Here is a 26,909-nt window from a genome sequence, read left to right as displayed (position 1 = left end):
GCTTGAGCACCTGCCTAGGCCAAGCCCATGCGCGGTCTTGATCATCGCCGCCGAGCGAAGGCATGCGCAGCGGCCCGGCCCCCGGTGTCCCGGATCGTTCCTCAGTTGATCCGCCACGGACGGAGCTTCTCGGGGTTTCTCACCGCCCAGATATGCCTGATCCGGTCGCCCGCGATCTCGAACGCGAACACGGTCGAGAGGTTGCCGTCCTGCTGTGCTACCAAGCCGGGCAGGCCGTTGACCGTGCACTCCAGGAACGTGGTGCGGTCGCCCGACACACGGGCGATCTCGGCGTAGGCGCGTGCGATCTGCTCACTGCCCACGATCGGGTGCAGGTGGGTGACGGCAAGCCCGCCGCCGTCGGCGGTCGCGACGGCGTCGGGGTCGAGCAGGCTGATCAGGGCGTCGATGTCCTTGGCTTCCCACGCCGTTCTGAACTGCCTGACGATGCCGGCCTGCCCGGCACTCGGGCCCGCCGGGCTCTGCGCGGTGCGGATGCGCCGGCGGGCGGACGAGGCCAGTTGGCGGCACGCCGCCGGAGTGCGGCCGACGATCTCGGCGACCTCGCCGAAGGGGTAACGGAAGACGTCGTGCAGGACGAACGCGACGCGCTCCGCCGGGGTCATCGCATCGAGGACGACCAGGAAGGCCATCGTCACCGACTCGTCGAGAGCGACCCGGTCGGCCGGGTCGGTCCCGCCGGCGCCGGAGCGCCCGGTGATCCACTCCGTGGGTTCGGGCAGCGGTTCCGGGATCCAGTCGCCCACGTACGTCTCCCGCCTGGCCCGCGCCGAGCCGAGCAGGTTCAGGCAGATGCGGCTGGCGACCTTCATCAGCCAGGCGCCCGGCGACTCGATGGCCTGCTGCTCCCGTGCGGACATGGCGTACCAGCGGGCGTAGGTCTCCTGCACGACGTCCTCGGCGTCGGCAAGGGAACCGAGGAGTCGATAGCCGAGGTTGATCAGCCGGCGCCGCTCACTCATGATCGCGCTGAGGCCCGGATCGCTCTGATCGTCGCCGGGCTCGGCTCTGGTGGTCATGGTCTGGCCGTCTCCCTCGCTCGCTTCTGTGCCGTTACCCGCTACGACAAGACAGCGCACCGGAATGTGAGGCCGACGCGTCGCCTCACATTCCGGAGGGCTGCGTTGTCGTAACGGTGTCGAACCGGTGAGGGCGACAACGAGACGGAGAGGGGACTTTGATGAACGACTTCCAGGCCATCGCGGACCGCGTCGAGATCGAGGCACTGCGCGCCGAGTTCACCGACGCGGTGATGATGCGCGACCGACCCCGCCTGGCGGCGCTGTTCACACCGGACGGCGCCTTGCGCATGCCCAACATCCCCGTCGAGCAGATCGGCCGCGAGGAGATCCTTGCCGGGGGCGAGCGGCTGCAGAGCCAGTGGGACTTCTTCGTACAGAACACACACCCCGGCACGATCCAGCTCGACGGCGACACCGCGACCGGCCGCGCCTACATCCAGGAACTCGTGCGCACCCTCGACGGACGCCAGGGTCTGAACTACGCCGTCTACCACGACCGTTACCGGCGCACCGAGGAAGGCTGGAAGTTCGCCGAGCGGGTGTACGAGGTCAGGTACCTCGACACCTCCCCACTGACGGGCACGGCACCCCACACTGCGCAGGGCTCCGGGACCGACCCGGCACACGCCACGGCCACCCCGGCTCCGCCCTCATCCTTCACCGACCCGGCAACGGCCGAACAACTGGAGCGGGTGGCCGCAGCGTTGCGTGCGGGCGGCTTCGCCGCCGAGATCCTCGACGACGCCGCAGAAGCGCGCGCCCGCATCAAGGACCTGGTCCCCGAGGGCGCCAGCGTGCTCACCGGAGCCAGCGAGACCCTCCGACTGTCCGGCATCGACGAGGACATCAACGCCAGCGGCCAGTACGACGCCATCAGGCCCCGCACTCTGGCCATCGACCGTGCCACCGGCGCCGACGAGATCCGAAGGCTGGTCGCCAGCCCGGAATTCGTCGTCAACAGCGTCGCCGCGGTCACCGAGACCGGCTCGCTCGTCCTCGCCTCGGGCAGCGGCAGCCAACTCCCTGCCAACGCGGGCGGCGCCGCCCACGCGGTCTGGATCGTCGGCGCGCAGAAGGTGGTGCCCGACCTGAGCACAGCCCTGCGTCGCATCGAGGAGCACGCCCTCCCGCTGGAGAACGCCCGCGCGCAGGCGGTGTACGGGATGCCCAGCGCCGTCAACCGCCTGCTCATCCTCAACGCGGAACCCCGCCCAGGGCGCGGCACCGTGCTGCTTCTCCGAGAGGCCATCGGATACTGACCCGGCCCGGGAGGGAGGGCCCGGGCTTGATCATCGCCGCCGAGCCTGAGACTCCCGTGAGGCCCACCACCGCCAGCGGGCAGCCCGGCCGGCACCGGCCCGGCTATCTGCTCGTACGCCGCCCGCAGGTGCACATCAGTGAAGGAAACCCGAGGTCAGGGCCACACCAAGCAGTACGGCTGGTGGCCGGCCTCGTGAAGGCGGTGTGAGAAGTCCTGCCACTCGTGCAGCGATTGGAAGAGGTGGGGTGCTGACCTGGGGTTTTTTGGCGGGATGTGCGTTGACCTGCGGGAACACCTCCCCGCAGTTCTCATCGGTCTACGCCGTTTCCCATGCTCATGTGCCCTGGATGTGCCCTGGACGTGCCTTCGGCCGGTCGGGACGCAGCCCCCCGCCCACGCTGATCTGGAGGCTGGCCACGACGCCTTGTGCGGGATTTACCGCCTCGCCATACTCGGTGGATGATCACGCCCCGTGCCTCGCATCAACGCGTGACGAACTCCACGGAACGGCAGCGAGCTGACTTGGACGCCTACGAGGACAGGGCGCGTCGTGGGCCGTGCTTCGTGTGTGCCTTTGTCTCGGGGCACCCCGACTACGGGCATCACACGGTCTTCGAGGACGAGGACCACGTCGCCTTCCTCGACCGGTGGCCCACCCTGGCCGGCAAGGTCCTGGTCGCGCCGAAGAGGCATGTCGAGCATGTCGTTCGTGATCTCGACCAAGAGGCGTACGTCCGGCTCATGCTCGTCGTTCGGGAGGTCGCCCTCGCGGTGGAGGACTGCGTGGGAGCCGAGCGGACGTACCTGTACTCGCTGGGGAGCCAGCAGGGCAACGCGCATCTGCACTGGCACATCGCCGGCCTGCCGCCGGACGTGCCCTATGAGCAGCAGCAGTTCCACGCCCTGGTGGCCGAAGGCGGTGTGCTGGCCATGAGCCCCGAGGAGTCCGTCGACATGGCCGCGCGTATCCGTGAACGCATCGCGGCCCGCGGCGGACTCCGGGTGCTGTGACCGGATCTCAAGTCCCGGGAGCCCGGATAGTCGACTGGGCGAAGAAGCAGCCGACTCGACGATCAGCACGGGCACCGATCGCCCCGGCCGTGATGAAGGCTGCTGCCTGACCGACATCCATCTCATCGCCGGCCCATCGTCCTCACGTCGATGACCGAAGCGAACTGTCCGCCAGGATGCGCTCCAAGGATCGGTGACCCATCCGACTCATGGCCGGGTTGCTTTCGACGTAGTACCAGACCAACCCCATCGCTTGAACGAAAGCCCACGCCTTGCCTCGCTCCCATTCAAGGTCGTCGCTGCCCAGGTGATCACGGAGCACCTGCCGCGGTCCGGCCTCGAGCAGATGCCATGCGCTCACGAGATCCAGAGAAGGGTCAGCCGGTCCGAAGCCGCCAACGTCGAGAATCCCCGCCAGACGGTCGGCGGACACGAGCACGTTGCCAGGAATCAGATCGCAATGGGCCATGACGTCCTCAGCCGCACTTCGCGGCAGATCGCGCAAAGTTGCCCATATACGGCGAAGCCGAGGAACGTCCAGGAGTTGCTCACTGTGCCTGAAACAGGTCTCCATCCAGGCGTCATGGGTTTGCAGGTCGCCTCCTCGGCCTGTACCGGCAAACGTGCGGCCACGCGTGTCGATAGCGCGCAGGTCGCCGATGAGATCGGCCAAGTCGTGGGCAAACGCCACCGATTCGCCGGGGTCCTCATCGGCGGCCACGATCCCGGGCAGCCACGTCTGCACAGACCACGGAAGCGGGTAGCCTGCGCCGGGTTCACCGAGCGCGACCGGCTCGGGCGTGGGGAAACGCGTGCGACCTGCCAGCATTTGAGCTGCTTCCGCCTCGGACTCCAGCCAGCGCCGGGTCGGCTCGACTTCTGCGGACTCCAGAGGGAATCGAGCTGCGAACCGGTCACCGATACGGAAGAGGGCGTTGACCGTACCCTGCGCAGCGATGCTCCTGACCGGCAGGCTCCGCCACTCAGGAAACTGCTGATCGACCAACGTGCGCACCGTCTCAGGCGACACCGTCAGCTGGTTGGCGTGCATCTTCACGGTGAAAAGCATCCGCGTCAGGTTCTCCAACTGCAACCTGTTTCTTGTCGCGCGACCTTGCCTGTCGGCAGCCCGGCACCAGCCACTTCACAGCCGTCGTCGCTGTCGTAGCCGCACTGTCGAGGCGTCGGGAATCGTGGTGCAGGTGGCCTGACTCCCGCCCGATTCAGGCTTGCTGCGCGACGTCCTCGGCCAGCTCGGCGAGGGTTCGCTCCGCCAGCGACCGCGCCTCCGGCGTGCTGTCGGCCCCGGCAAGGGTGATCGCCGCCTTCCAGGCCGCCCAACCCTGGGCGCGGTGCCAGGTGTCCTGGTCCAGACCGGCCGCGCGGACGAACAGCGGACGCGTCTCGCGGTCGAACATCGTCCACGCGGCCACCAGGTCGCAGGCAGGGTCCCCGACGGCGGAGCAGCCGAAGTCGATGACCGCCGAGAGCCGTCCCTCGCTCAGCAGCAGGTTTCCGGGTGCGATGTCGCCGTGCAGCCACACCGGTGCCTCGATCCACGAAGACTCCGTGGCGCGGCGGACGCACCGCTCGCCCACCTCCCGCACTTCGGGCACGAGCCCGGCGAGAGCCAGGATGGCTTCGTCGGCGTAGACCGTGAATTCGGCGCCACGCGAGGAGTTGTGCGTCCCCGGCGGCGGGGCGTCCTGCGTCGGCGTGGCGCGCAGGGCCGTCAGGAACTCGCCCAGGCCCACCGCGACAGCGGCCAGATCGGCTTCCCCGGCACCGGCGCGGTTCAGCGTCTGCCCGGGGTACCAGGCGTACACCGACCACGGACCGTCGAACAGCGGGCCTGGCGCACCCTTGGCGACCGGCTTCGGGATCGGCAGTGGCAGCACTTCGGCGAGCACCGGCAGCCAGCGGTGCTCTTTCTCGACCTGGGCGTCGTAACCCCGCGCGCTGGGTATCCGGACCGCGAGGTCGGAGCCAAGGCGGAAGGTGCGGTTGTCCCAGCCCTGCGGCTCGACCGGGCAAAGCGGCAGCTCGGCCCACTGGGGGAACTGCTCGCGCACGAGTCGGCGCGCGAGGTCCAGGTCGGGCACCGGCCGCTCGGCGGTGGGCACGGAACTGTCCTGGCTGGGGCTCATGGCGGGATCTCCTGCGGAGGTATCGGTCACGTCGATCACTGGTCACGGGTCGAGTACCGGTCACGGTCGGTCAGCGGCCCCGGGACCGCTCCGGCCGGCCGGGCGAAGCGGGTGCCTTCGGCGGACGGGTCCCGCCGCACCGTAGCGGCTGAAGCGGGGGACGAGCCGCGTAAGGGATCCGGCGAGCATGATCACCCCAGCGCCCAGCCCGGCCACGGCGCCCACCCCGACCAGCGCCGCAGCGGGCACAGCCCCAGCCATCCCGACGGGCTCCACAATCCGGGGACGGCGGCGTCGTGCAGCCTGCCCCGCGCGTCCGGCGGGCACGCGTGGTTGAGTGCGGTGTACCACCACACGCCGTGCAGGGTGATGCCCACGCCCCCGACCACGGCCGCCGCGATGTCGGCGTCGACCAGCCGGACCGCGCCGAGGCCGTCCCACAGACGCAGCGCCGGCATCTGCTCCTCCGTATGCCGGTCGGGCCAGGTCAGCTTCAGCGCCGGCGGCTCGCCGTCTCGGCCGACCGGCACCACGAGGCTGTGGTAACCGTGCATGGGCTGCCCGTCGACCTCCAGGTTCCACCGGTCGCACCACTCGGCGCCGGTGTCCGGCAGGGCCGCCGGCCACCGGCGCCCCGCCTCGCCCTGGTGCTGCCGGCGGTCGAAGCCCCGAAGGGCCTCGGGCACCTCTACCGGCTTGCGTTGCTGTGGACCTCAGCAGTCACCGCATCTCCCTCACGATCACAACTGTGCGCGGCGAGAGGTTGCCGCGCTTTGGAAGGGCGGAAGAGCCAGGGCCCGTCCGGTGGGCGGGGAGGGCACCGGACAGGCCCTGGCTGTCTCAGGGGGTGGATCGGGGCGGGCAGTTGTCCGACGTTCTTTCCTGTGGTGGCTATGCCGAGAGCCAGGCTGCCTGGTCAGGTGCCAGCAGGTCGTCTTCTACGGGGCCGCTGGAGAGCAGGATCGAGGCGTGTTCGGGGAGTGGGTACGGCTCGGCGGAGAGGTTGACCACGCAGGTGAAGCCTTGGCCGCGACTGAAGGCGAGGACTCCCTCGGGGCTGTCCAGCCAGGTGAGGGTGCCGTCGCCGAGGGCGGGGTGTTCGCGGCGCAGGTGCAGGGCCGTGCGGTAGAGCTCCAGCATCGACGTCTTGTCGCCGGTCTGTGCCTGCACGGTGCGCTCGCCCCAGTTGGCGGGTTGGGGGAGCCAGGGGGCGGCGGAGGCGCCGTCGGGGCTGAAGCCGAAGGGGGTGGTCCGGCCGGACCAGGGGATCGGAACCCGGCAGCCGTCCCGGCCGCGGTCGGTGTGGGCGGAGCGTTCCCAGATGGGGTCCTGGAGGACGGATTCCGGGAGGTCCTCGACCTCGGGCAGGCCGAGTTCCTCACCCTGGTAGACGTAGGCGCCGCCGGGGAGGCCGAGCATCAGCAGGGCCGCCGCGCTGCGCCACCACGGTGCGGTGTTACCGGTTGTCGGCATGCGGTTGTGCACTCCTTCGGTGGGGGCGCGGTGCGGGTCGCTACGGGTTCGCCCGCCGCTACTCCTTGACGGCTCCGGCGTTGGCGCCCCGGACGAAGTAGCGCTGGAAGCAGAAGAACAGCACCGCCACCGGCAGCGTCGACAGCAGGGCCGCCGCCAGTTTCAGCGGGTACTGGGTGCCGCTGCCCAGGCCACCGGAGACGAACCGGGCCAGTCCGGTCGTCAGCGTCTCGTACTGGGCGGACTGGGTGGCGACCAGGAAGTGGGTGAACTCGTTCCAGGAGCCCTGGAACGACAGGATGGTCAGAGTGATCAGGGCGGGCCGGGCCATCGGCAGGACCACCGACCAGAAGGTGCGGAACACCCCGGCGCCGTCCACCCGCGCGGCTTCCTCCACTTCCCGCGGGATGGACTCGAAGAACTGCTTCATCATGAAGATGCCGCCCGCGCCCACCAGCATCGGCAGGATCATGCCGGTGTAGGTGTCGAAGAGCCCGAGGGTGTTGAGCACCAGGAACCGCGGGATCAGCAGGGCGATGCCGGGCACCGCCATCACGGCGATGACGAAGCCGAACAGCAGCGTGCGTCCCCGGAAGCGCAGCCGGGCCAGCGCGTACCCGGCCATGGAGTCGAACAGCACATGCCCGGCCGTGGCCACGACGGCGATGAACGTCGAGTTGCCCAGCCAGCGCAGGAAGGGGACGCCGTCCCCGTTCTGGCTCAGCCCGAACAGTCGCTGGTAGGAGGCGGTCGTCGGCGGGGACGGGATCAGTCCGAGGGGGTGGGCCGCCGCGTCCGGGTCCGTCTTGAACCCGGTAACGAGCTGGATGACGAACGGCATCAGATACAGCAGCCCGAGCCCCAGCACGAGCGTGTATCCAAGTATCCGCAGGTGCGTCGGGTGCCGTCCGAGCACGGGGCGTTCCTGGGCCCGGACGGCCGTGGCCTTGGCCTTCATCGGTTCCTCCCGAGACGGAGACGGATACGGGAGCTGGGCCGGGGGGCGCGCTCGCGCAGCGCCCAGCGCTGCAGCACGGTCATGGCCAGGATCAGGGCGAGCAGGATGAAGGCGATGGCCGCGCCCTGGCCGAAGTCGCCGTCACCGAAAGCCGCCGTGTAGGACAGGAAGGCGGGCGTCAGTGTCGTGTTGGCCGGGCCGCCCTGACTCACGACGTACACCTGGTCGAAGACCTGCCACGAGCCGATCATGCCGAGTGTGAGGACGAAGAAGAGTACGGGTCGCAGGGCGGGCAGCGTCACATGGCGCAGCAGCTGCAGACGGTTGACGCCTTCGATGGCGGCCGATTCCTCCAGTTCCCGGGGGACGTCCTGGAGGGCGGCCAGGAAGATCAGCATCAGGGTGCCGGACGTCGTCCACACGGCGAGCACGATGAGCGTGCACATCGCGACGGACGGCCCGGACAGCCACTCGAACCACGAAAGGCCCATGAAGGAGTGGTCGGCCAGGAATCCCGAGGGCCTGTCGGGGTCGACGATGCCGAGGGCGCCGAGCAGGAGTGAGAGCACGCCGCGCGAGTCGGCGAACCAGTTGGGTCCCTTGATCCCGGCCCAGGACAGCAGCGTGTTGACGGCGCCGCTGCCCTGGAACAGGAAGAGGAAGATGGTGGAGACGGCGATGGAGCTGGTGACCGACGGGAAGTAGAACGTGGTGCGCAGGGCGCCCCGGGCGCGCAGCAGCCGCTGGTTGACGATCATGGCCAGGCCCAGCGCGAGGCAGGTCTGGAGCGGCACGGTGAGCAGCACGTAGTAGGCGGTGTTGCGCAGCGAGGTCGTGAACAGCGTGCGGTCCAGGCCGTCCTCGGTGAGGAGTGCGCGGTAGTTGCCGAGGCCCACGAACGTCGCCTGGCCGCTGAACGGGTTGGACTGGCCGTCCCAGTTCAGCAGGCTCACCCAAGCCGCCATCAGGATCGGCAGCACCAGGAACAGGCCGAGGATGATCACCATGGGGCTGACGAACAGCCAGCCCCAGAGTCCTTCCCGGCGGCGCCCCGCGCGCGGGGCGAGGTGTGCGCGGGGCGCCGCGTGCGGACCGGTCCCACCGGGCGTGTCAGGTGTGCCCGGTGAGCCGGCCGTTCGGGGGTCCGCAGCTGCGGACGCCGGGGTGGCGGTGGGGGTGGCGCCGCCGGGCGCCCGGCTCGAGCGGCGCGTCGGACGGGAAACCATGGCGGCTCATTCGCCCTTCGCCAGGGCTTGTTCGCCGTTGCGCTGCAGGTCGGCGAGGATCTTCGCCGGATCGCCGGTGCGCAGCGACTGAAGGCCGGTGTTGAACTGGCCGAGGACCTTCTCGAAGCCGGGTATGGTCACCGGGCCCTGGGCGTAGGCGTTCGCGTCGACCCATGCCTTTGCGGCGGGCACCTTGTCGGCGTAGGTGGCCTGGGCGCTGGTGCGCGAGGGCATCACGCCGAAGGCGTCGGCGAACTTCAGCTGCTGGGTGGCGGAGGTCAGATACTTCACCAGGTCCACGGACGCGGCCCGGTGCGTGCTGTCCTGGGCGACACCCCAGCAGGTGCTGAAGGCGAGCGAGCCCTTCCCTGCTGGTCCTTCGGGCAGGGGCACGGCCTTGTACTTGATGTTCGGGAAGTCGAGCTTCATGGCGCCGGTGAGCCAGTTGCCCTCGATGGTCATGGCGGCCTTGCCCTTGCCGAACGCCTCACCGCCCCATGCGGTGTCGACCTGCTTGGCGTACTTCAGGGAGCCATCTTTCAGCAGCGACTGCACATAGGTGAGCGCTTCGATGTTCTGGCTGCTGTCGGCGGTCATCTTCGTCTGGTCGGCGTTGGTGATCGCACCGCCGGCCTCCTTCATGAAGGCGCCGAGCCGCACGTACTCGTCGTTGGTCACCAGGCCCGTGACATCACCGCTGGTGAGCTTGGCCGCGACGGTCTTCAGCTCGGCCCAGGTGGTCGGGTAGTCCTTGTCCGTCAGCCCGGCCTTCTTCCACAGGTCGGTGTTGATCGCCAGCGCGAGCGTGGAGGTGTCCTTGGGCAGACACATCAGCTTCCCGTCGTAGGTGAAGGACGACCGCAGCGGCGCGGCGAAGTCGTCGACGTCCTTCACCTGGTCGCCGTAGGCGTAGAGGGAGCCGCCCTTGGCGTAGTTGGCGAACAGGTCGGACGGAACGTAGAAGACGTCCGGCGGATTGCCCCCGGCGAATGACTGCGTGAGCTGCTGGTTGAGATCCTTGGCGAGCTCCACGGTCACCGTGTTGCCGGACTGCTTCGCGTACGCGGCCACGGCCTCCCTGACGGCCTTGGTCTCGGCGTCGCCCGAGGTGCCGATGAGGACCGTCAGTTTCTGGCCGGAGCCGGTGTCCTGCTGTGCTTCCTTGCCGCCGCCGAAACTCGACGAGCAGCCCGTGGCGGCCAGCAGCGCCGCGCAGGTGACGATGGCCGCGGTGGCCTTTCGGTTGACCATGGAAATCCTCCGTGGGATGCGGGTGTGACGTGCGGCTCCACCCGGTCCGCGCGGGATGCGGGTCCGGGGTGGGGGGGAGGAGAGGGAGAGGTCTCGAAGATGAAGGGGTGCCGGGCAGACTGGTCACCCGGCCTGGCGGCTGCTGTCCGGGGCAAGGGAGGGGGCGCCGGAGCGGCTGCCTGGTCAGGGCGGCTGCACTCGGCTCCGGGCGCCCAGCGGCTGCTACTCGGCTAACTCGGTCGTGTCCGCGGTGCCGTCGCACGGTGCGCCGCTGCTGTCGCGCACGACCAGGGACGGCTCCAGCAGAAGGCGCTCCGGCGGTGCGTCTGGCGCGGCGATCCGCGCCAGCAGCAGCCGTACGCACTCCCGGCCGACCTCCTCCAGCGGCTGGGCGACGGAGGTCAGTGCGGGGAAGAGGTTCTCGGCGGTCGGCGAGTCGTCGAAGCCGACCACGGCGACATCGCGGCCGGGGGCGGCGCCGCGCTCGCGCAGCGTCTGGTAGCAGCCGAGGGCCAGCATGTCGCTGGCCGCGATCACGGCGGTCGCGCCCGCGTCCAGGAGCGGTTTCACGGCGGTGCGGGCCGCGTCGATGTCACCCACCGTCTGCGCGCGCCGCCCGCGGGTCGGCAGTCCGTGCCGGCGCATGGCCCGCTGCCAGCCCTCGGCACGGTCGTCACCGGAGCCGGAGCCGCGTTCCCAGCCCAGGAAGGCGATCTTGCGATGCCCGAGGGCGACCAGGTGCTCGACCGCGGCGTCCGTGCCCGAGGCGCCGTCGACGTCGACCCAGTCGCCGATCTGCCGCCCCGACCAGATTCGGCCGAAGGCGACGAACGGTACACCCCGCTTGGCGAGCCACGCCTGGCGCGGGTCGTTGCGGGCGGTGCCGCTGAGCACGAAGCCGTCGACCTCGTGCTGGTCCAGCAGTTCCTCGTACCCCTGAAGGGTCGGGCCGCCGGGCGGGCAGGCGAACAGCAGGATCCGGTATCCGGCCTCATCGGCGGCCTGCGACAAGGCGTGCAGGAACCGGTCCAGGACCGGGTTGCTGCTCAGTGTGGGCAGGATGCCGTAGCCGATCAGCTTGCTGGAGCGGGTGCGGAGCGTCTGCGCGGCGCGGCTGGGGCGGTAGCCCATCTCCTCGATCACGCGGCTCACCCGCTCCAGGGTCTCGGGACGCAGCATGCCGGGCGAGTTGATCGCGTTCGACACGGTCTGCGGGGAGACCCCGGCCCGGGCGGCGACCATCGCGAGGGTCACCGGGCCGTTCTTGGCCGAGGCAGTGTTCTTGGCGCGGGGCATGCGGCTCTCCGGCTTGCTGAGGAGATGTGGGTCGGTTTTAGCGTTCCAAAAGCGTTGTCATCGCTCTGACGTTTGACTTAGTGTCCTTTGAACGATCTAACGCTGAGAGGTTCTACTTCCTTGGACACCACTGTCAAGACCCAGGACACCAACGGCTCGGTCACGGCGCCCTCCTCCGCGACCGGCGGCCTGCAGCCGTTCCTGCATGACGCGGTCGTCACACTGCACGCGCCGAGCCTCGTGATCTCGAGAGAAGACGGGCAGCTCAGCGGGGGTGCGGACGGCTTCTACCACGGCGACCGACGGGCGCTTTCCCGGCTGACCGTCACCGCCGAGGGCATCGCTCTGGCGCCCGTTCAGGGCGGGCTGCGGGGCGCGGACCGCGCCGGCTTCCGGGCGGTCCTGCGCGGGCTCGGCGAGGTGACACCGGACCCGGCCGTCGCCCTGCACCGCCGCCGCAGCACCTCCGACGGCCGCTTCGAGGAGGTCTTCGAGGTCACCAACGCGGGCGGCGAGCACGTCCGCCTCCGGCTGACGGTGAGCGCGGGCACGGACCTCGCCACCATGGAGCAGGTCAAGTCGGGACACGTCATCGCGGAGGCGTCGCCGCAGGTCGCGGACGGCGACACCGTCGGCCTCGCCTGGTCCACGGACGACTTCACCGTACGACTGGCCGCCGAGCCCGCACCGGACGCGCTTCAGGTGCCGACGGGCGAACTGTCCTACGACATCGACCTCAAGCCCGGCACATCGTGGACGGCGACACTGACCTGCACCGCCACCTACGCGGACGGCGACCAGTTCCCGGCGCCGCCCGCGGGCCGACTGCCCTGGCGCATCCCCGTGCTGCGCAGCGCGGACCGTCGCTTCGACCGGTGGCTGGAGCAGTCCCTCGCCGACCTGGACCGGCTGCGCCTGACGGACCCGCGGTCGCCCGACCCGGACCGCCCGGACCAGTTCCTGGCCGCCGGCGCCCCCTGGTTCCTGACCCTCTTCGGCCGCGACTCGCTCTGGGCCGCCCGCATGCTCCTCCCGCTCGGCACCGAGCTCGCCGCCGGAACCCTGCGGACACTCGCCCGGCGCCAGGGCCTGGTCACCGACTCGGCCACGGAGGAGCAGCCGGGCAAGATCCTTCACGAAGTGCGCCGCGACACCCTCCAGATCGCGGACCGCCTCTCCCTCCCGCCGGTGTACTACGGCACGGTGGACGCCACACCGCTGTGGATCACCCTGCTCCACGACGCCTGGCGCTGGGGTCTGGCCCCGGAGGAAGTCGAACTACTGCTGTCCCACGCCGAGTTGGCGCTCGCGTGGATGCGTGACCAGGCAGACGCCAGTGGTGACGGGTTCCTCAAGTACGTCGACCAGACCGGCCACGGCCTGTCCAACCAGGGCTGGAAGGACTCCGACGACTCCATCCGCTACCGCGACGGCCGCCGCGCCCACGCTCCGATCGCGCTGTGCGAGGTCCAGGCGTACGCCTACGAGGCCGCACGCGCCGGAGCTGCGCTGCTGCGCGCGTTCGGCCGCCCGGGCGCGGACGCCTGGGAGGACTGGGCGGACCAGCTGGCCGCCCGCTTCCGGGCGTGTTTCTGGGTGGAGGACGAGAAGGGTCCGTACCCGGCGGTCGCGCTCGACGGCGACGGCAGGCCGGTCGACTCGGTCACCTCTGGCTTCGGCCACCTCCTGGGCACGGGCCTGCTCAACGCGGAGGAGAGTGCGCTGCTGGCCGCCCGGATCGCCGGGCCCGACCTCGACGCGGGGCACGGTCTGCGCACTTACAGCAGCGACGCGGTGGGCTACAACCCGTACGGCTATCACGTCGGTTCGATCTGGCCGCACGACACCGCGATCGCCGTACACGGCCTGATCAGGGCCGGCTTCCCGGACGCCGCGGCATCCCTGGCCGACGGCCTGTTGACGGCGTCGGCAGCATTCGACGCCCGCCTGCCCGAACTCTTCGCAGGCCACGGCACCGAGGCGGGCCCCGGCCCGGCCCCCTATCCAGCGTCCTGCCGTCCCCAGGCGTGGGCGGCCGCGTCCTCGGTCCTCGTGCTTCAAGCGGCCTTGGGCCTGAACGCGGACGTCCCGGGCGGCACGGTCACCGTGGCCTCCACGTTCGCCCGGAACTACGGACCGCTGTCCCTGAACGGGTTCCAGGTCGATGGGAACCGACTGGACGTCACGGTGACAGCGGACGGAGCAGCGCAGGTGACGCCACCGGGGGAGTTGGTCGTGACCATGGCCTGATGTGACTGAGCGCGCTACGTGGTGCTGGCCGCCCATCCGGACACGCGGTCAGAACCCGCTACATGGCCATCACATGACGAGGGCGGGGTCGGAAACCCCGCCCGCTACTCATGAAATCCCAGGTCAGAGCCACACCAGGCAATAAGGCTGATGCCCCGCCTCATGCAGCCGATGCGAGAAGTCCTGCCACTCATGAAGCCGATTGAGGGCGGGAGGGTGCTGGCCTGGGGTTTCTTGGCGATGTGTGCGCTGACCAGGGGAAACGTCTCTCCGTAGTTCTCACTGGTCTACGCCGTTTCCCGGGCTCATGTGCCCTGGATGTGCCCTCGGGCTCGATACGAGCGACTTGTGCGTGCCGGCTCGACAGCCGACTCGCCGTTCTCTGAGTGTGGTTCAGTCCCGGAGGTCTTGGACCATCACCGCGTACACGGGTGAGTCGGCGAATGGTTGTTGCTCGCCGACTTTGGAGTACCCCCACGACTCATAGAGTTCCTGCACCTTGGGGTGGGTGACGTCGACCAGGAGCACGGCGAGGTCTTCCGTACGTTCCTTGAGCAGCGCCTCGTGCAATCGCTCGGAGATGCCCTGCTTGCGCCAGCCGGGGCGGACCATCACCTCGGACACGGCATAGGTAGAGGTGTAGCCGTTGTTCGGCTCGTAACCCGTGGAGCGCCACCACTCCCGGCCAGGGGCGAGCTGGGCGCCGTAGGCGAAGCCGACGGGTTCCTCTCCGTCGTAGGCCACGACACAGGAGAAGCCCTCCATGCCGCTCCAGTGGTCGACGAACCAGGCGAAGCGCTGGTGGAAGGGGTCGTCCATCTGGTCGGCGTAGGCGTCGGCGTGTACGTCGATGAGCATCTGCCGGAAACCTTCGGGGAGGTTTCCGTGCTGGAAGTGACGTAGGTCGGTCACGCTCGACTCCATTCGGTTCGCATTCGGTCTGCCCAGTCTCGTGCGCAGGAGGTGGAAGGGGACAGGGCGAACAGGCCCCGGTGGAAGTCGCCGATGAGCGTGCGCATACGGCCGGGCAGGGGATCGCCATCCATGATGGTGAAGACGTCGGCGGCTGTCACTGTGGCTTGTTCGGCGTCGCCCTGGTGCAGTTGCGCGAGAGCAAGTTGGGCCGTTGCGAGCGCCCTGTTGCGCCGGAAGGTTGTCGGGATCTTGGCCAGGGCGCGGTGAGCCATGGCTTCGGCGTGGGCGTGGTGTCCGCTGTTGTAGTGGACGATGGCGGCGAGGTGATCGAGTTCGGCCTGGCCGTAGAAAGCTGTCCAGCGCGGGCGCTCGCGTTCCGGAGTCTTGGTGAAGGCGTCCTGGGCCGATCCGAGGGATCGCCCAGCGATGCGGCCATCGCCGAGTGCCGCGTAGGCGAGGGCGGCGCGGATACGACCCAGGGAGTCGAAGAACGGGTCACGTCGAGCGGCCGGGGAGGCTTGTGCGGCCTGAGCTGCCGCGAGAGCTTCCGGCCAGTTCTGGCGCTGGTAGGCGAGCATGGACAGGTTGACCCACACCCGCATTTCGGTGGGGCCGTCCTGGGATAGGCCGGCGTACGTCGCGGATTCGTTCAGGTGCCGTTGCGCCTGGTCGAGGTTGCGGGCGTCGATGCAGGACCAGGCCGCGATGGTGGAGTATTCAGCGGCCAGCGCGTACAGAGCTCGGCGGACGCGTTCGCCGGCGTTGCGCTGCTGCAACTCCAGTACGCCGTCGCGGCCTTTCATTGCCGCCTTCTCCAACTCCGCGTGACCACCCTGGCGGTCGTCGGCTGCGACGAGGGCGTTCATCCCGGTGGCGGCTCGAGCCACATCTGACATGCCGACCGCGCGGCGCTGGGCGATCTGGGGAACCGCGGCGGCTGCGGTCCCGGTGGCCGAAGCGATGAAGGTGCGACGCCGCACAGGGTCCTCCTGCGGGTGGTGCATGGTGCGTGGTGCGCTGAACCCTAAGTCCTCGACGGGGCACCCGAACACCCACTCCAGCGCGGCGCATGTACGGCTGATGGGGCGGCGGGACGTTCCGTTGAGCAGGTTGCGGACGGTGCGGGCGGAGACATCGCCGGGTCTGCCGGTGATCTCTGCCAGCGCAGTGTTCATCCGACCAGCCAATTCATCCTGGGTGAGGCCGAGTTCCTCCAGCCGGCTCTTGAGGATGGCGTTCGCTCCCATGCCACCGACCGTAGACCGGCAGTCACCGACTGAACCAGACCCCAGGTCACGGGAATGCAAAGTCTTCCGGTTCGAGGCGGCGGTGGGAGCACGACCTTTCCTGTTCCTCTCGGGCCACAGGCGGTTGACTCGGTATCAGCCCGTCGAGGTCCTGATTCCCCCTTCCTCGACGGCTTGGAGGAGAGCCCGCCCCCGGCGCCACCCCGTCGCGGGGGCGGGCGTCCACCCCGGAGGGATGTTCCTGTGACCATGACCGCAGCCCGACCTACTGCGACCGGCGCCCCCGGTTACACCGAGACGATGCCGTGCGAGCCGGAATCCGCTCGCCGGGCCCGCCTGCTCGTCTCCGCAGCCCTAAGCACTTGGGGCATAGGCGAGTTGGCTGAGGCCGGGGTGCAGATTGTGGCCGAGCTGGTCAACAACGCAATCGACCACACTCGGTGCCGGAACGTCCGTGTCCTGGTCACGCGTCCAACCCAGGGCGTGGTGCGTATCGGCGTCGCCGACACATGCAGGGAAGGCCCCGAGCTGGGCAGCCCCGACGACGACGCCGAGGAGGGGCGCGGCCTGCTCCTGGTGGAGGCCCTCAGCTGGAGATGGGGATACGACCGGAAGCGCTGGGGCAAGGTCGTGTGGGCCGAGCTGGAAGTGCCGGCCGAGTGCTGAGGCCCCGGGTGTCCTTACGTCTGATGGATGCCGACGAGCTGGTGGACGATCCCAGCCCAGAGGCGTGTGTAGAACTCACCCTCGGTCCCTTCCGTGCCACGAGCGACCCCGGCACCGAGATATTCGCCGCGCCCCTGCGCATCACGCCCGTGGATCTCCTCCGGCTGCACATGGAGTCGGACCTTGCGCTCGGGGAAATCCGAGCCGAGGCCACAAGGGCGGAGACCGAGTATCAGCGGCGACTTAGCCGCTGGCACGAGGAGGGCCGAGCGGCGGTCGAGGGCAGGGAGCCGGAGGTGACACTCCTCGTGCGTGTGCTTGAGGGACTCCGTCGGCAAGTTGTCGCGCCGGTCTGACACCGCTCCGAGGCGACCGGCGCTTGACAACTCCCGCTGGGCGCCTCGATGTCCGATGCGCTTGGTGAGCGAGCAAGGCAGTCGAGACACAGGCACTATCCGTAGAGAAAGGAAGACCGTGTTCAACTACATGGACCGATTCCCTACCGGCAGCCCGCTGCCACAGGGACACCTGACCGCCGCTCCTTGGGGCCTGCGTCGCATCGCCCCGTACCCGTCCGTCGAGGCCCCGGACTACGTGGCGGTGGAGCTGGACCCGGCGACCCAGACCGCCCGGTACTTGGACGCGTCCGGAGCGCCCACCATGTCGCCGGGGCATGGCACATCTTCCGGTACCAATCCGTCCACCGGCACCACGGGCCAGGGCGACCGTAACAGCGACTCCCCTGACAGCGACACGGGGAACGACACCGACCAGTGACTCCAGTGGCGAACGACGATCGTCCGGTCCTGGTTGTCACAAACCTTGACGACCCGACCACGGACATCGTGATCAGCGAGCTGCACGACCGGGGTGTCCCGGTCGTGCGGTTCGACTCCGGTGACTTCCCCGCCACCCTGTCGTGCTCCGCCTCGATCGGCGACACCGACAGGTGGCGTGGAAGCGTGCAGACCCTGAGCAGGCGTGCCGACCTGGGCGCCGTGAGGTCGATGTACTACCGTCGCCCCTCTGGGTTCGCCTTCCCTCACCTCGACAGGCAGGAAGAGCGGTTCGCCATCGCGCAGGCCCGCTACGGGCTGGGTGGCATCCTCACTTCGCTGCCCGGCTGTCTGTACATCAATCACCCCAACCGCATCGGCGACGCCGAGTACAAACCGTCCGGACTCGCGGCCGCAGCGGCGGCCGGCTTCACCCTGCCGCCCACGCTGATCACCAATGTGCCTGACGACGCGCGGGCGTTCATCAAGGGTCACGGCCCGGCCATCTTCAAACCCATCTCGGTCCCGCTCTACCTGGTCGACGGCAAGGCCCAGACGGTTCCCGTGACTGAGGTGACCACCGACGAGATCGACGACGCGGTGGCCGGCACCATGCACCTGTTCCAGAAGTGCGTGGACAAGGTCGCGGACGTCCGGGTGACGGTCATCGGCGAACAGATCTTCGCGGTGCGAATCGACTCCGGTCTCCTCGACTGGCGCACCGACTACGGCACCCACACCTACACGCCCGTCACCACGCCGCCTGAGGTGGAGCGCGCCATGCGTGCCTACCTGAAGCACTTCGGGCTTGTCTTCGGGGCGTTCGACTTCGCCTTGACCGACTCCGGCGAGTGGGTCTTCATCGAGTGCAATCCTTCGGGGCAGTGGGCTTGGATGGAGCCGCCGACCGGTCTGCCCATGACCGCGGCACTCGCCGATCTCCTGGAAGGAGGACTCCGTGGCTAGTGAGCCCCATGCCGAGACAGCGGCAGCCGACTTCCGACGCCAACTGGCAGCCGGACTGGAGAAGGACGGCTGGCTGCGCTCGCCGGAGTGGCGGGCAGCCGTTGAGGCAGTACCCCGCCACGTGTTCATCCCGCGCTTCTACCGCGAGAGCGACGGCCCGGGTGTCACCACCTGGGAGCCGGTCACCGAGACGAACGTCGGCCAGGACGCGTGGCTCCGCCTCATCTACTCCGACGAGACGTGGATGACCCAGTTCGACGGCCGGGACATCGACTGGGCCGATCCGAAGCCGATCAGCAACGCGGTCCCGACCTCATCGTCCACTCTGCCGAGCCTCGTAGTCCGGATGCTCGAAGACCTGGATGTGCACGAGGGCATGAGCGTGCTGGAGATCGGGACAGGCACCGGCTACTCGACGGCACTGATGTGCCACCGGCTCGGCAGTGAGGCCGTGACCTCGATCGAGACGGACGAAGGTGTGGCACGGCGAGCCCGCGAGGCTCTCGCGAGGTCCGGCTATACCCCTGACCTGGTGGTGGGGGACGGCCGCGTCGGCCACCTCGACGGAGCCCCCTACAACCGGCTGATCGCCACGTGCGGTTTCCGGAACATCCCCCCTGCCTGGCTGGAGCAAGTGCCGCCCGGCGGCGTCATCCTGACCACTCTGCGCGGCTGGATGCGCTCCCTCGGCCTGGTGAAGCTCATCGTCACCGGCGACAGCGCGAGCGGCTGGTTCAGCGAGGACGACCCGAGCTTCATGATCGCCCGCCAGCAGGATGCGCCGGAGAGCCTCGGCATGGTGCCGGGGCCCGACGATGGCACGAAGCGGAAGGTCACGCACGGGCCGGAAGTCCTCACCGGTTCGGGGCCCGGCTTCATGGCACAACTCGCGGTGCCAGATGCCCGCTTCTTCTCCATGCCGGTCGATGGCGGACCGGTGAGCACGTTCGTGCTGGACGGCGGCACTGATTCGTTCGCCGTCCTCGCTCCCACGGACAGTGGCTGGGAGGTCCGCCAGGGTGGCCGGCGCCGACTCTGGGATGCGGTCGAGTCGGCGGTGGCCACCTGGGAGGAGTACGGCTCACCGAGCACTGCCGCGTTCGGGGTGACGGCATCCCGCGATGCGCAGGTGGTCTGGCTCGGGAACCCGAACGGCCCTCAATGGCCGCTTTCCGCCTCGTGATCAACGCCGCCGAGCTTGATGCTCCTGCGAAGGCCGTACGGCTGGGCGCTCTGGCACATGGCGGGCATTTGCTGCCTGCGCTCTCGGTCCCGGCGCGTGGCGTTCGCCGAGGCGGCGGATGCGCCAGGTCAGGGCTCGGGCGGGGCTGCGGGCGTCGTCCAGGGTGCGCTGGCTGAGGGCTTGGTCGAGCACGGTGGTCACAGTGTGACCGGCGGTCTCTGCGTCGGCGAGCACGGTGGTGAGGGCGTCCCAGGCAGGGTCGTTGAGGATGCGGTCGGCGTGCTCGGGGACTACCTGTTGCAGATGGTGGGCGTAGCGACGCTTGGTCTGCAGACTGGGTGCCCGGCTGACGAGGCCGACCAGGACCGGTTCGGCGATCTGCGCGTATGCCGCGTGCAGGTGGACCAGAGTCTCTTCGGCTGCTGCCTCTTGTTGCGTGTGCTGGCGGGTGCGGTGCCAGTGCAGGGCGTAGGCGACCGCGGTGAGAGCGACGTCCAGCAGCATCGCCAGCCCGGCACCGTCCCCGTTCCGTACGGGGTCGTTCCAGATGACTTGGACGCTTCGGCGCAACACGCGGGCGCTGGCGTGGTCGGCGGCGACGCGGGAGCGGGTGGCGCGCTCGAAGGCAACGGCGGCCCTTTCGAGTTCGGCCCGTGCTGCGGCTGGGGCGGTGCGCGGGAGCAGGGCGAGTGCTCCGCCGAGCGCGGCGATTTGCCCTTGGGCCGCGCCGTCGTTGCCGTGGGTGAGGTGATGGGGGATGCGTTCCGTGGCGGCGGTGGCCTGGTGCCAGGGGTTGCCGGGACGGACGTTGACCGGCTTAAGACCGGTGACGGCGAGATGCTTGCGGATCTTGGGCAGGGAGAGGTCGCTGGAGAGGGTGGAACCGGCGTACCAGATGGGTTCCTTCTGCTTGTTGACGTCGCCGGGCAGGGAGACGCTGTAGCCGGTCACGTCACCGGATGGCTCGGTCTTCGGCCGCACCTTCACGTCAGTCGCCTCCAGCAGGGCGAAGAACTCGGCCTCGGTGGAGGCGGCGGCCATCGCGCGGCGGACACGCAGGCGCAGGATCTCGCGGGACGTGGCGTCGTGGCCAAGGCGCCTGGCCTTGAAGACTTCCTTGCTGGTGGGGCGCTTGGCAGCGGTGCCGTCGCCGGGCTTCAATCGGCGGAGCCCGTAGTCGATTTCGATCTGGCGGGCTTCCTTCTGAACGGCACGGATGTCGTGGTCGCGTTCGGGGCGTCGGCCGTCCTGGCGGATGAGGGTGGCGGCGATATGGATGTGGTCGTCGGCGTGCCGTACGGCCACCCAGCGGCAGGCTTCCGTGTCTCCGGCGGGGGCGATGCCGGCTGCGGCCACGACCCGGCGGGCGATCTCCGCCCACTGGGCGTCGGTCAGGATCGGATCCTCGGGAGCAGCGCGGACCGGACAGTGCCAGACGGTCGTCTTGGGTGCCCGGCGGCCCAGCATGGCCACCGGCTGGTCGAGCTGCGTGTGGAGCTGCTTCTCCACCTCCTTGGGGTCGCGGTGAGGACTGCGGCCGGGGTCGGGTGCGAAGTCGTTCCAGGACGCCACCAGGTGCGGGTCGACGTGTTCGTTGGCGGTGCCCTTGCCGAAGAGGTAGGCGATCAGACGGCGGGTGTCGCCCTGGCCGAGGATGATCTTCGGTATCACCGGCTCACCGCCCCTCTACGACCTGGGCGACTGCGGTATCGACGGCGGCGATGGCCGCTTCGACGCGTTCCAGGAGGCGGTGGACGGTGTCGGCCTGGGGCCAGGCGCCGTCCTTGTGGAGGTGCCAAGTGAGCTGGTTGAGGTTGTTGCCGAGGCCGCCGAGCTGTCCGTTGGCGGCCATCAGCGCCTTGACCGTGGCGCGGTAGTCGGCTACGGCTGCGGTGGGGTCCTCGGCGCGGGCGGCGGCCAGGGATGCCTCGGCGACGTAACCGCCGACCGGCATCCGACTGATGTCGGCGGCGCGGGCGAGTTCGGCGAACTCGCTGTCGCTGTAGCGGGGATGGACTCGGCGCTCACGCAGACGCGACTGACGCAATCGGCGGCGCGGCGCGGACGGCTGCACAGTGCGCGACGACGACTTGGTCTCGTCCCCTTCCTCGGTCGGTCCCCCCGGGCCGGCCGACTCCGGCGCCCCTGCGCCGGATCCCTCCGTCTCCCCAGGGGCGGGGGCCGGGTAAGGACTCCTTACCCGACAACTTGCTGTGCTGTCTGGGGCTGAGGTGGTGTGCGTCCGCTGTTGAGCTGTGGGGAGTTCGTGGTGCTGTTCGTGCATGAGGGTGCTCCGGTGGTGAGGGGAACGGGAGATGCGTCACGTGCGTCGCATGCGTCCCATGCCTGGTCAGCACAGGTACGGACACTCGGGCAGGTACGGAGATGTCCGTCCCGGTGAGGACATCCGTCCCCGCGCTGACCTGCGCGGGGACGGATGCGACGCAGTGATACGGCCCCAGGGGGAGGCGGGTCAGTGGGCGCGTTTGGGGCCGGCGGGGCCGCCGGGCGGGCCGATGGGCAGATGACCCGCCGGTGCGCTGGGTGGCCTGCCCTGGGCCGGGCGCGCGGGCGTGGCGTCGTGCGCGGGGACGGGTGCCGTCTCGGCGAGGTCGGGGCAGTGGCGGGCCCAGCTGTCGAGGAACCGGTTACGGGCGTACCCCTTGGCCTGCCTGCCCTTGTCGAACCGGTAGTTGGCCGGGCGGATGTCGAAGTCCCGCAGCATTCTGCTCAGGTGGTAGGCGTTGAGCCCGTTGGCGCCGTGCTCTGCCCAGGGTGCGTCGGGGTCCTGGAGCAGGGCGGTGACCAGATCCAGGGAGGACAGAGCTTCGGGGTTGCCGTGTGCCTCGAAGATGCGGTGGATATCGCGCAGCAGCCGCGTCTTCAGGTTGGTCTGCTCGTCCTGTACGGCCTCGAACCGGGTCATCGCCACGCAGGCCGCACGGGCACTGGCGGGCCACTGGCCGCCAGCCAGGTCGGCGATGATCACCAGCGGCTCCCAGGTGTCCGCCGCCCGGTCCTCCACCGGCATCGTCGGCGCCATGCGGCCAGCCGTGCCGCGCAGCGGGCCCAGCCAGGCGGCCAGCTTGTCCCGCAGCGCGTTCAGCTCCGGTGCGGCGTAGCGCGAGCGGAACGGGGTCACCTTGTCGCCCGGCTTGCGCTTTTGCATGCGGAGCACGACCGCCCGGTCCGTGATCGTGTCGGGCAGGTCGCCGATCGAGGCCAGTGCAGCCATGGCGAAGGTCGGATACGGGGTCGGCTTGTGCTCCGGACCGGAGATGCGCCAGGCGGGCCGGTTGCGCTGGTGTCCGGCGTTCAGCAGGCCGCGCAGTTCCTCGTTGTCGCCAGCCTTGCTGAAGATGGTGTCGGCCTCGTCCACCAGGATCGTGCGCGGGTTCTTTCCGATGACGCGGAAGAGCACCGCCGTGGACATGTTCACCGTCATGATCGGCTGATGGACGGTCTCGTGGAGCACGTCCAGCACACGGGACTTGCCGCAGCCCTTCGTCGGGCCTACGACCGCCAGACGCGGCGCGTGCTGCAGAACGGTCTGGATGTGCGTGGCCGCCACCCACAGGGTGACTGCTGTCAGCGCCTCGTCACTGGGCAGCACGACGTACTTGCCGATCGCCGCCCGTAGCTCGTCCAGCAGTTCCGCACCCTTACCGGAACCCCGTTCCCCAGGGTCTGCCGGTCCCCGAGGAGGCCGGGAGCTGGTCCCGTGATCCGGTCCCCGTGCGTCGACGGGACCGGTCCCCTCCTGCTGGGCGGTTCCCGCCAGGGGGTTGTCGGGCCCCAGCGACTGGTGGGGACCGTGATCACGGTCCCCATTGCGGTCCCCTGGTGCAACTGCGGTCTCTTGGGGACCGGTCCCCATTTTGGCGCCGCTGACCTGCGGGTTTGCGCCGGATGTCGATACGGGGACCGGGAAGTGCGGGGATCGATCAGCCGGCACGTCGCGGGGACGGTCCCCAACAGCGGCATCAGCAGACGGCTGGGGACGGTCCCCGTGTGCTTCCACATCCGCCGAGTGTTCGACGGTCCTCGACGCCGGGGGCCGTGTGTCCGCCTGATCCCTGCGACGCCAGGGGACGCCCTCGCCGGGGACCGCGGGAGTGGGCCAGCCGGTCGGGGAGGTGTTGGCGGAGCTGGGGGACGTAGAGTCCTCCATAGGCGTTCCTTTCCGGTGAGAGGCAGGACGGGCAAGGTCCCGCCCCTCACCAGCTCATTCGTTCAGAGATGGGCGATCAGTTGGGAAGTCTTCGGCCCTCGGCGTTGGCGCGCCGGGGGCCACTTCGTTGTCCGCGCCAGACGCGCGGTCAGGCCGTGAGGTCGTACGACGTCTGGGCATCCAGCCACGCGTCCACCTCCCGCCAGCGGTAGCGCAGGTGACGGCCGACCTTGTGGACGCTGGGGCCGATGCCCCGGTACTTCCACTGGTAGAGGGTCTTCACCGGTACCCCGAGGTACGCGGCCACGTCGGCGGGAGCGGCGAGCTGGTCACGCTCGGCGCCGGCAAGGCGCGGGGAGTTGTTCGGCAATGAGGTCTCCATATAGGAATCAGGGTTTTGGATGGCAGGCGTGGGCAACACAGCCAAACCACCTGGGAAACGTCCAGAGTGAATTCTGAAACCCCCGGCTACTTCCCTCGGCGTCGCCAGGGAAGACCAAAACAGTAAGGGCGGATCCCCGGTTGCCGAAATCGCTCCCACGGAAGCCGAAATTTTCTGGGGAGGAGCAACTGGATGAAGTGCCGGAATCCGGTACCTCAGCAGCTCAGAGGCGGCGTCCAGCGCTGAGAAGTGACGTGACCAGTCCAGCGGACATTGCATCCAATAGTTGCTCAAATCGCCCACTTCTTTGACGCGGAGGGAAGGTAGCACAACCTCCCTGCCGAAACAGCTCGTGATGTGCCGGAATTCGACGAGACGAACACCACTTCGCCCTCGGGCGACTTTTGGAGAGTTTAAGAACTAACTCTTGCCATGACGGCCGACTGCGAGTTACAGCTATTTGTCATGCCCAACCGACCTATCGAAATAGGCCCCTCCGGCCTCCACACCGCCCGCGCTATCGAGCACTACGCCTCGTGCGCAGCCTGCCCCAGCACCAGCTCGCGACCCCGCCCGCAGCCCTGCTGCTCCCGTAGCTGACGCGCATCGCCACGCCCTACGCCACCGCCCAGTCCCCTAACCCCATCCAGGAGGCCCTTCTTGGCTGACGTGTACGACCGCTGGCACAAGTCCCACCCCAAGCCCGCCGAGGCCGAGTGCGGCGAACACAAGAGCCGTACGAAGCGGATGGTCCCCACGGCTGATCACGGCATCGGCAAGCGCTGGCAGGTCCGTTACCGCGACCTGGACGGCCGCCAACGCAAGCAGAACTTCCACACGAAGGCCGAGGCGGACAACCGTGCCGCCGAGGTGGACGTCGAGATCCGGCGCGGTTCCTACGTCGTCCCTGCCGAGACGAAGCAGACGCTAGGCGCCTACGCGCAGAAGTGGCTCGACGCGAACTCCGTCGGCCCCACGACCGCGCTCCGCTACGAGGCGACCGTCCGCAACCACATCGTGGAGCACCTCGGTCGGCGCGAGCTGCGGTCCCTCAACCAGCCCTCGATCATTCAGGGTTGGATCCGCACGCTCCAGGATGCGGAACTGGAAGTGTCGACGATCGAGGGCATCTTCGACATCCTCTCCAGCATCCTCGGCATGGCCGTGGAGGACGGGCTGCTGCCGAAGAACCCCTGCAAGTCGAAGTCGGTCAAGCTGCCGACGGCGACCAAGAAGAAGGTCATCCCTTGGCCGTTGGAACGCGTACGTGCGGTCGTCGCCGGGCTCCCGAAGCGCTTCCAGGCCGGTGGCAATCTCGCCTTCGGCTGCGGCCTGCGCCAGGGGGAGGTGTTCGGCTTCGCAGTCGACGACATCGACTTCAAGGGTGGCTGGATCCACGTCAACCGCCAGGTGCGGCTGGTCGGTACGAAGCCTGTCTTCGCCCTGCCCAAGGGCAACAAGATCCGGTCAGTGCCCCTGCCGGCCCAACTCGCCGCCACCGTCAGGGCCCACATGAAGGAGTTCCCGCCCGTCGCCGTCACGCTGCCCTGGGCCAAGCCGGACGGCGAACCGAAGACCTTCCGTCTCCTCTTCGTGGACGAGAAGAGCCGGGCCTACAACCGCAGCGTCTTCAACATGGGTGCCTGGAAACTCGCCCTGGCCGCCGCCGGCGTGATCCCTCCGCGCGAGCGCGGAGCGCGCTACCTCCAGGCGGCCCCGGAAGACGGTATGCACGCCCTCCGGCACGCCTACGCCTCCGTACTCCTGGACGCGGGGGAGAGCATCAAGGCGCTCTCCGAATACCTCGGTCACTCGGACCCGGGCTTCACGCTGCGGACGTACACGCACCTACTGCCATCCAGCGAGACCCGCACCCGCAAGGCGATCGACGACGCCTTCACGGAAACGGAAACGGAAGCGGGGACGGGAGCCGAGGCGGAAGACAACGGCGACCCACCCGTCGCCCAGGGCGCATCAGTGCCCCCAGTAAAATCAATGTGCCCTCAATGTGCCCTGGCCGCCTGACGGCCCCTCCCCGGCACCAAAAAGGGCGAGGCCCGAAGACCCCGCCCGATCCGCAAGAAACCCCAGGTCAAGGCCACACCAGGCAATACGGCTGATGCCCCGCCTCGTGGAGCCGATGGCTGAAGTCCTGCCACTCATGCAGCAGTTGGTACACATTGAACGCATCCCGGGGCCCGCCCCGGTCCGGCACAGTCGACCAGATGAACGCTGCCGCGCCCACCGCCTCCTCGCCGATTCCGCGAAGGGGATCCACGACGGTCATGGGGAGTTTGACGACGGCGTAGTCGGGGTGGAGGACGACCAGTTCCAGGGGTGGGACCTTGTGGAGGGGGACGCCCTCGATGCCCGTGAGTACCATCGCGGCCATCGTCTCGGGCTTGATCTTGGTGAACATGCCGTTCATGCCGAGCTCGTCGCCGCCGAGTTCCTCGGGGCGCATCGAGATCGGGACGCGGGCCGCGGTCGCGCCGTCAGGTGCGCCGAAGTACTTGTACGTCACCCCCACCCGACCACCATTCCTGCTCCCCGCCCGCAGCCGCTCGACCCGCTGGTCGAGCCGCTCGGGTTCCTGTCCACCCTGTGCGTGCCGTGATTCGGCCGCTTCCTCCGCCTCGCGCCGGTGCCTGCCCCCTCGGGCACGTCGAGGACCCAGGTCGTCAGTC

Annotated in this window: 24 protein-coding genes and 1 pseudogene; 9 read left to right on the top strand and 16 right to left on the bottom strand. The window is 69.1% G+C overall.

Annotated elements, in window-relative coordinates; all coding sequences use genetic code 11:
* Positions 1-101 precede the first annotated feature (101 nt).
* Entirely contained in the window at positions 102-1,040 is a 939-nt protein-coding gene (gene sigJ / locus AB0I98_RS03685; protein WP_362934655.1) for an RNA polymerase sigma factor SigJ, read from the bottom strand.
* Positions 1,041-1,201: 161 nt separating this feature from the next.
* On the opposite strand from sigJ, the gene AB0I98_RS03680 reads away from it, so the two are divergent.
* On the top strand, positions 1,202-2,302 hold the full coding sequence (locus AB0I98_RS03680) for a nuclear transport factor 2 family protein (protein WP_362934652.1): 1,101 nt from the start codon (positions 1,202-1,204) through the stop codon (positions 2,300-2,302).
* A 461-nt stretch (positions 2,303-2,763) separates the two neighbouring features.
* Positions 2,764-3,315 carry an HIT family protein gene (locus AB0I98_RS03675; RefSeq protein ID WP_362934649.1) on the top strand — a complete coding sequence of 184 codons (552 nt, stop codon included), beginning with the start codon at positions 2,764-2,766 and terminating at the stop codon, positions 3,313-3,315.
* A 142-nt stretch (positions 3,316-3,457) separates the two neighbouring features.
* On the opposite strand, the gene AB0I98_RS03670 is transcribed toward AB0I98_RS03675, so the two are convergent.
* From AB0I98_RS03670 to AB0I98_RS03635, 8 genes and pseudogenes are all read right to left on the bottom strand, one after another.
* Positions 3,458-4,372, bottom strand: a complete 915-nt coding sequence (locus AB0I98_RS03670) for an aminoglycoside phosphotransferase family protein (protein ID WP_356925344.1) — start codon at positions 4,370-4,372, stop codon at positions 3,458-3,460.
* A gap of 166 nt (positions 4,373-4,538) precedes the next feature.
* A complete protein-coding gene (locus AB0I98_RS03665) occupies positions 4,539-5,462 on the bottom strand; it encodes an aminoglycoside phosphotransferase family protein (RefSeq protein WP_356925324.1) in 924 nt (307 codons plus the stop codon).
* A 191-nt stretch (positions 5,463-5,653) separates the two neighbouring features.
* Positions 5,654-6,148, bottom strand: coding sequence for an aminoglycoside phosphotransferase family protein (locus AB0I98_RS03660; protein ID WP_356925323.1), 495 nt, complete (start codon positions 6,146-6,148; stop codon positions 5,654-5,656).
* Between the two features lie 205 nt (positions 6,149-6,353).
* Positions 6,354-6,896 (bottom strand): annotated as a pseudogene (locus tag AB0I98_RS03655) (DUF3459 domain-containing protein); the annotation flags it as partial.
* 97 nt (positions 6,897-6,993) lie between these two features.
* Positions 6,994-7,893, bottom strand: coding sequence for a carbohydrate ABC transporter permease (locus AB0I98_RS03650; protein ID WP_149830125.1), 900 nt, complete (start codon positions 7,891-7,893; stop codon positions 6,994-6,996).
* The gene (locus tag AB0I98_RS03645) at positions 7,890-9,119 is read right to left on the bottom strand and encodes a sugar ABC transporter permease (RefSeq protein WP_362934646.1); all 1,230 of its coding nucleotides are present in this window, start codon (positions 9,117-9,119) and stop codon (positions 7,890-7,892) included. The genes AB0I98_RS03650 and AB0I98_RS03645 overlap by 4 nt, the downstream gene beginning before the upstream one ends.
* Before the next feature lie 6 nt (positions 9,120-9,125).
* Positions 9,126-10,370: an extracellular solute-binding protein gene (locus tag AB0I98_RS03640; protein WP_149830124.1), complete on the bottom strand. Its 1,245-nt coding sequence runs from the start codon at positions 10,368-10,370 to the stop codon at positions 9,126-9,128.
* A 222-nt stretch (positions 10,371-10,592) separates the two neighbouring features.
* Entirely contained in the window at positions 10,593-11,666 is a 1,074-nt protein-coding gene (locus AB0I98_RS03635; protein ID WP_362934643.1) for a LacI family DNA-binding transcriptional regulator, read from the bottom strand.
* Positions 11,667-11,786: 120 nt separating this feature from the next.
* On the opposite strand from AB0I98_RS03635, the gene AB0I98_RS03630 reads away from it, so the two are divergent.
* Complete coding sequence (locus AB0I98_RS03630) at positions 11,787-13,916, top strand: glycogen debranching N-terminal domain-containing protein (RefSeq protein ID WP_362934640.1); 2,130 nt, start codon at positions 11,787-11,789, stop codon at positions 13,914-13,916.
* Positions 13,917-14,309: 393 nt separating this feature from the next.
* On the opposite strand, the gene AB0I98_RS03625 is transcribed toward AB0I98_RS03630, so the two are convergent.
* Positions 14,310-14,840, bottom strand: a complete 531-nt coding sequence (locus AB0I98_RS03625; RefSeq protein WP_149830121.1) for a GNAT family N-acetyltransferase — start codon at positions 14,838-14,840, stop codon at positions 14,310-14,312.
* Positions 14,825-16,078, bottom strand: coding sequence for a helix-turn-helix transcriptional regulator (locus tag AB0I98_RS03620; protein WP_149830120.1), 1,254 nt, complete (start codon positions 16,076-16,078; stop codon positions 14,825-14,827). The genes AB0I98_RS03625 and AB0I98_RS03620 overlap by 16 nt, the downstream gene beginning before the upstream one ends.
* Positions 16,079-16,327: 249 nt before the next feature.
* On the opposite strand from AB0I98_RS03620, the gene AB0I98_RS03615 reads away from it, so the two are divergent.
* The 5 genes from AB0I98_RS03615 to tgmC all read left to right on the top strand — a co-directional run bounded on the left by AB0I98_RS03615 (position 16,328) and on the right by tgmC (position 19,669).
* Entirely contained in the window at positions 16,328-16,744 is a 417-nt protein-coding gene (locus tag AB0I98_RS03615; RefSeq protein WP_149830144.1) for an ATP-binding protein, read from the top strand.
* Positions 16,745-16,767: 23 nt separating this feature from the next.
* A complete protein-coding gene (locus AB0I98_RS03610) occupies positions 16,768-17,100 on the top strand; it encodes a hypothetical protein (RefSeq protein WP_246204293.1) in 333 nt (110 codons plus the stop codon).
* Positions 17,101-17,218: 118 nt separating this feature from the next.
* The gene (gene tgmA, locus AB0I98_RS03605) at positions 17,219-17,521 is read left to right on the top strand and encodes a putative ATP-grasp-modified RiPP (protein WP_149830118.1); all 303 of its coding nucleotides are present in this window, start codon (positions 17,219-17,221) and stop codon (positions 17,519-17,521) included.
* Positions 17,522-17,526: 5 nt separating this feature from the next.
* Entirely contained in the window at positions 17,527-18,486 is a 960-nt protein-coding gene (gene tgmB / locus AB0I98_RS03600) for an ATP-grasp ribosomal peptide maturase (protein WP_149830117.1), read from the top strand.
* Positions 18,479-19,669, top strand: coding sequence for an ATP-grasp peptide maturase system methyltransferase (tgmC, locus tag AB0I98_RS03595; RefSeq protein ID WP_362934637.1), 1,191 nt, complete (start codon positions 18,479-18,481; stop codon positions 19,667-19,669). The genes tgmB and tgmC overlap by 8 nt, the downstream gene beginning before the upstream one ends.
* On the opposite strand, the gene AB0I98_RS03590 is transcribed toward tgmC, so the two are convergent.
* The 4 genes from AB0I98_RS03590 to AB0I98_RS03575 all read right to left on the bottom strand — a co-directional run bounded on the left by AB0I98_RS03590 (position 19,670) and on the right by AB0I98_RS03575 (position 24,222).
* Positions 19,670-21,340, bottom strand: a complete 1,671-nt coding sequence (locus tag AB0I98_RS03590) for a mobilization protein (protein ID WP_362934634.1) — start codon at positions 21,338-21,340, stop codon at positions 19,670-19,672.
* Between the two features lie 4 nt (positions 21,341-21,344).
* Positions 21,345-21,716 (bottom strand): plasmid mobilization relaxosome protein MobC, encoded by a 372-nt coding sequence (mobC, locus tag AB0I98_RS03585; RefSeq protein ID WP_362934631.1) that lies wholly within the window; start codon positions 21,714-21,716, stop codon positions 21,345-21,347.
* Between the two features lie 426 nt (positions 21,717-22,142).
* On the bottom strand, positions 22,143-23,321 hold the full coding sequence (locus AB0I98_RS03580; protein ID WP_356925342.1) for a DUF3631 domain-containing protein: 1,179 nt from the start codon (positions 23,319-23,321) through the stop codon (positions 22,143-22,145).
* A 667-nt stretch (positions 23,322-23,988) separates the two neighbouring features.
* Positions 23,989-24,222 carry a helix-turn-helix domain-containing protein gene (locus tag AB0I98_RS03575; RefSeq protein ID WP_356925314.1) on the bottom strand — a complete coding sequence of 78 codons (234 nt, stop codon included), beginning with the start codon at positions 24,220-24,222 and terminating at the stop codon, positions 23,989-23,991.
* A 669-nt stretch (positions 24,223-24,891) separates the two neighbouring features.
* Between AB0I98_RS03575 and AB0I98_RS03570 the strand changes: the two genes are divergently transcribed.
* Complete coding sequence (locus tag AB0I98_RS03570; protein WP_362934867.1) at positions 24,892-26,247, top strand: tyrosine-type recombinase/integrase; 1,356 nt, start codon at positions 24,892-24,894, stop codon at positions 26,245-26,247.
* Between the two features lie 67 nt (positions 26,248-26,314).
* Here the strand turns inward: AB0I98_RS03570 and AB0I98_RS03565 are convergent, their stop codons facing one another.
* A complete protein-coding gene (locus AB0I98_RS03565) occupies positions 26,315-26,752 on the bottom strand; it encodes a hypothetical protein (RefSeq protein WP_003974483.1) in 438 nt (145 codons plus the stop codon).
* Between the last annotated feature and the right edge of the window lie 157 nt (positions 26,753-26,909).

Source organism: Streptomyces sp. NPDC050211 (assembly GCF_040656035.1).
Lineage (GTDB): Bacteria > Actinomycetota > Actinomycetes > Streptomycetales > Streptomycetaceae > Streptomyces.
This window is presented reverse-complemented; position numbering and strand designations above follow the sequence as displayed.